General features: G+C 53.3%; 1 protein-coding gene. It reads left to right on the top strand.

From position 1 onward, the window contains the following. A partial coding sequence (locus ACW5XC_RS20455) for a DDE-type integrase/transposase/recombinase (RefSeq protein ID WP_456516118.1) occupies positions 1–261 on the top strand: 261 nt, incomplete at both ends.

Raw genomic sequence — 261 nt, 5'->3', positions numbered from 1 at the left:
AGATAGTGGGCCATCACGTGCACGAAGGGATGCATGCCGAATCGGTGGCGATGGCGTTCAAGAAAGCGCTGAAGCAACGGCGTGGCGGCGGTGAACTCATCCATCACTCAGACCGCGGCGTGCAGTATTGCTCGGGACTGTATCAATCATTACATGAACGGTACGGGGTGAAATGCTCGATGACGGATGGGTATGACTGTTATCAGAATGCGTTGGCGGAGCGGGTGAACGGGATTTTGAAAGGAGAGTTATTGTTGCAAA

Source organism: Aeromonas sp. 25-AL00135 (assembly GCF_054052385.1).
This window is presented reverse-complemented; position numbering and strand designations above follow the sequence as displayed.